Origin of the sequence: Herbaspirillum chlorophenolicum, assembly GCF_001189955.1 — a bacterium.
GTDB lineage: Bacteria > Pseudomonadota > Gammaproteobacteria > Burkholderiales > Burkholderiaceae_D > Herbaspirillum > Herbaspirillum chlorophenolicum.
This window is the reverse complement of record NZ_LFLT01000101.1, coordinates 1-3,814: the sequence shown is the minus strand read 5'-3', so window position 1 is coordinate 3,814 and position 3,814 is coordinate 1. Positions and strand designations below refer to the sequence as shown.

Sequence of the window (3,814 nt, the reverse complement as noted above, 5' to 3'; positions counted from 1 at the left end):
CTCATGAGCCGAGCTGGGGACACTAATTATCCCACTCGACCGTAATCGAAAAATTCGCGCCATCGAAATCAATATCGCCTACGAGCTCAGTCTCCAGGGCGGAAAGCATGCCGCTTCGCCATTCGCCGCGGCACTTACCCAAATTCATATTTATCGAGAGAAATCGAAATGACCAATCACGTTGAACCCGGCAATGCCATCGCCCATCCGGAAACTACCAAAATCGGGCGCCGCGGCTTGCTTAAATTAACTGGCGCTAGCATCGCCGCATTAGGAGTTGGAATTATGTCTTCAAACCAAGCAAACGCTGAATCGAAAGGTTCGCTGCAACTCACCGACAACGGCTTATTGTGGGATAAGACGTTTCCCAAGAGCGACAAAGTCGACCACAAGAAAGTTCGCTTCACAAATCGCTATGGCATCTCTCTGTCGGGTGACCTCTATCAGCCGAAGAATGCAAGCGGGAAGCTGGCAGCTATTGTCGTAAGTGGCCCGTTCGGCGCCGTCAAGGAACAGTCCTCGGGACTGTACGCCCAAACCATGGCCGAGCGCGGTTTTGTCACGTTGGCCTTCGACCCGTCCTACACTGGCGAGAGTGGCGGTGAGCCACGCAACATTGCTTCACCGGATATCAACACGGAAGACTTCAGCGCGGCGGTCGACTTTATCGGCCTGCTGCCTTCCGTCGACCGTGAGCGTGTCGGCATCATCGGCATTTGCGGTTGGGGTGGTATGGCCCTGAATGCCGCAGCCATTGATAAGCGCGTCAAAGCTGTCGTAGCGAGCACGATGTACGACATGACTCGCGTGATGTCCAAGGGCTATAACGACAGCGTAACGCTGAGCGAACGCACGAAGACGTTGGAGCAATTGGGCCAACAGCGCTGGAAGGACGCGGATAATGGTTCACCGGCATACGGTCCTGTAATGAATCAGCTGAAGGGCGGCGAAGCTCAGTTCCTGGTGGAATATCACGACTATTACAGGACACCACGCGGCTTCCATCCTCGGTCAGTCAATTCGAACGGCTCGTGGACGGTAACGATGCCTCTGTCGTTCTTGAACATGCCCATCCTGTCATACATCAAGGAAATCTCACCACGCCCAGCGCTGTTGATTCATGGCGAGAAGGCCCACTCCCGCTACTTCAGTGAAACTGCGTACGCTAACGCTGCCGAGCCGAAAGAACTGATGATTATCCCGGGCGCCGTCCATACGGATTTGTACGACCGCGTCGATGTCATTCCATTCGAAAAAATGGCCACGTTCTTCCGGACTAATCTGAAGTAAAACATAGGCCCGCTTCATGCGGGCCTATTTCTTTTCTTCCATTCCATTTCGCCCCGACTGCGGCTTCCTACCGCGCGGGTTGATTTTGACCGGTACGGAGTCTCCGTACGTCTTCCACCACTCGGTCAAGGCGGCCATTGTTGGTCCAAGCCCTTTTGCCTTGGCGGTAATTTCGTATTCAACGCGGGCGGGTACCTCAGGGAAGACGGTGCGAAGCACCAATCCATCGGCTTCCAGCTCTCGAAGCTGAGCGGTGAGCATATGTTGAGTCACACCTGGGATAGCTTTGCGCAGCTCTCCGAAGCGGTAAATCCGCTGATTCAGCAACCACATAATTTCCAACTTCCACTTTCCAGACAGCAAAGAAAATGCTCTCCGCATTTCTTCGTGCATGTTGATTCCTTCATCGTCGCTAGTCTTATTTTCCATACTAAGTGTCCGTAATTCATCCTTCTTGTTGAGATTCACCTTAGAGGACATCATCGCTCATGTTGCATCAAATTTTCCCTCTAGGAATGAACTATGACCGAACAAATTATTTACTGGGGTAGCACCCTCGCGCTTTGCGCGCTCTATCTAGCTTCCGCGACACTTTACGTTGCCAGGAAAGATTGGACACGTAAAGAAATTGGCGCTCTGGGCTATCCAACCTATCTTGTAAGTCCACTAGCAGTCGCAAAATTTCTCGCCGTATTGGTTATCGCTGTAAGACCGACCGCTGGCATCAGCGACCTAGCTTACGCAGGCATTTTCTTTCATCTAATTCTCTCTGGCTTGGCGCATTTCGGCGTGCATAGACCACGTAACGCTATTCCCGCATTTATCGGACTAATCCTGCTCGTCACGTCTTTCATAAGCCAGAACGCTGTTCGTTCCCTTCCGTCTCCCTATGGATTAGGCGCGCAAACAATCCATACAATCACTTTCTAAACGGAGAGCATAATGAGTCGACTAACAGGGAAGGTTGCAATCGTTACAGGAGCTGGGCGTGGGATAGGTCGCGCTACGGCCAAACTATTTGCAGCAGAAGGCGCAAAAGTAGCTGTGCTTTCGCGTACAGCCAAAAATGTGGAAGCTGTAGTATCTGAAATCGAAGAACGCGGTGGTTCTGCTCTTGGTATCGTGTGCGATATCGCAGAATCATCTCAAATTGAGGACGCTGTTCGCGAGACTTCTGCGGTATACGGTCGTATAGACATCTTGGTCAACAATGCCTTTGACCCTTCGGCGGTCAATGCGTCCATTCTTGATTTGTCAACAAACCAATTGCAGCGAAATTTTGAGCTCGGTCCCATTTCATACTTGCGGACAATGCAAACCTGCTACCCCTACCTCAAAGCAAGTGGAGAAGGGCGTGTCATCAATTTCGCGTCGCTAGCCGGAGTCATCGGTATGACAAACTATGGCCCTTACAACATGGCAAAAGAAGCGATACGAGCATTAACTCGAACCGCGGCGCGTGAGTGGGGAGCAGACAAAATCACCGTGAATAATATTTTGCCTATTGCAGACACTTGGGGAGCTGCAGCATCCAACGCACCACCGCCAGGAAACGTTCTTGCTCGCTACGGTTCACCGGATGAGGACATTGCACCGGTCGCAGCGTTTCTTGCATCCAAAGATGCACAGTTCTTAACGGGATATAGCCTCACTCCAGATGGAGGCATGATTATCGACAGTGCTCGCTGAGATATCAGAGGAAGTGTGCTCACTTGGGCACACATTCCCTTGATGAGAGGCGAAGCCTCCACCCGCGAATCGCCTTACTTGGCTTCCGAGATGACCTTCCCGAAGAAGACCTGATTCCGCTCGGCCAAATCGCCGACCTTGGTCTGAAAATCCTTGATATAAGGTTTGGCGAAGTGATTATCGAGGTCTGCCTGTGAGCGCCATGCTTCATAGAGGAACAACGAGCCATCAGCTTCCTCATAAATGTTGTAGGTAAGGTTGCCCTCTTCGGCATTAGTTGGTTTTACGAGAGCGCTGAGCGCCTCGCGGAGTGCAACCTCTTTACCTTTCCTGGGACGCTTGATGCTGCAGATATGAACGGTCGATGCCGCCTTCGCATCAATTGCCGTTCCTGCGGCTTTGGATGTCGCGGCTACCAGCTTACCGAAGTGAGCATCGTTGGCTCCTTCCAGCAAGGTCGCACTTTTTTTGACGAAATCCTGAATGTACGGCTTCTTGAAGTGGCGCTCTAAATCAGCTTGAGAACGCCACACTTCATGGAGGAAGAATCCTCCATTTTTTTCCTGATACACGTCATAGGTGATATGACCTTCCTCGGTGCGTGTAGGCTTCACCAAAGACAACAGCGCGCTGCGTAGCTCCTCGGCTTTGCCCTTTTGCGGGAACATGACAGCACAAATGTTTACCGTATATTGGCTGTGTACCTCCTCAGCGCTTGCTGTCGGCAACATCGAGAACATCATTCCCGATGCGATGAGACTTCCAAGTATTTTTGTGTGCTTCATTCATTCGCCTGGTAAGTAAGGGAGAAAGCTCCGCTCAAACGGTGCCTACC

5 protein-coding genes are annotated in these 3,814 nt (G+C 51.6%); 3 read left to right on the top strand and 2 right to left on the bottom strand.

What is annotated here, in order from left to right; all coding sequences use genetic code 11:
• The first annotated feature begins 168 nt into the window (after positions 1 to 168).
• Positions 169 to 1,290, top strand: coding sequence for an alpha/beta hydrolase (locus AKL28_RS23125; RefSeq protein WP_050470640.1), 1,122 nt, complete (start codon positions 169 to 171; stop codon positions 1,288 to 1,290).
• A 24-nt stretch (positions 1,291 to 1,314) separates the two neighbouring features.
• On the opposite strand, the gene AKL28_RS23120 is transcribed toward AKL28_RS23125, so the two are convergent.
• Entirely contained in the window at positions 1,315 to 1,719 is a 405-nt protein-coding gene (locus AKL28_RS23120; RefSeq protein WP_050470641.1) for a winged helix-turn-helix transcriptional regulator, read from the bottom strand.
• A 93-nt stretch (positions 1,720 to 1,812) separates the two neighbouring features.
• On the opposite strand from AKL28_RS23120, the gene AKL28_RS24180 reads away from it, so the two are divergent.
• Both AKL28_RS24180 and AKL28_RS24175 read left to right on the top strand, forming a co-directional pair.
• A complete protein-coding gene (locus AKL28_RS24180) occupies positions 1,813 to 2,220 on the top strand; it encodes a DoxX family protein (protein ID WP_082221647.1) in 408 nt (135 codons plus the stop codon).
• Between the two features lie 12 nt (positions 2,221 to 2,232).
• Entirely contained in the window at positions 2,233 to 2,979 is a 747-nt protein-coding gene (locus AKL28_RS24175) for an SDR family NAD(P)-dependent oxidoreductase (protein ID WP_082221646.1), read from the top strand.
• Positions 2,980 to 3,053: 74 nt separating this feature from the next.
• On the opposite strand, the gene AKL28_RS23115 is transcribed toward AKL28_RS24175, so the two are convergent.
• Positions 3,054 to 3,764, bottom strand: a complete 711-nt coding sequence (locus tag AKL28_RS23115; protein ID WP_050470639.1) for a putative quinol monooxygenase — start codon at positions 3,762 to 3,764, stop codon at positions 3,054 to 3,056.
• Between the last annotated feature and the right edge of the window lie 50 nt (positions 3,765 to 3,814).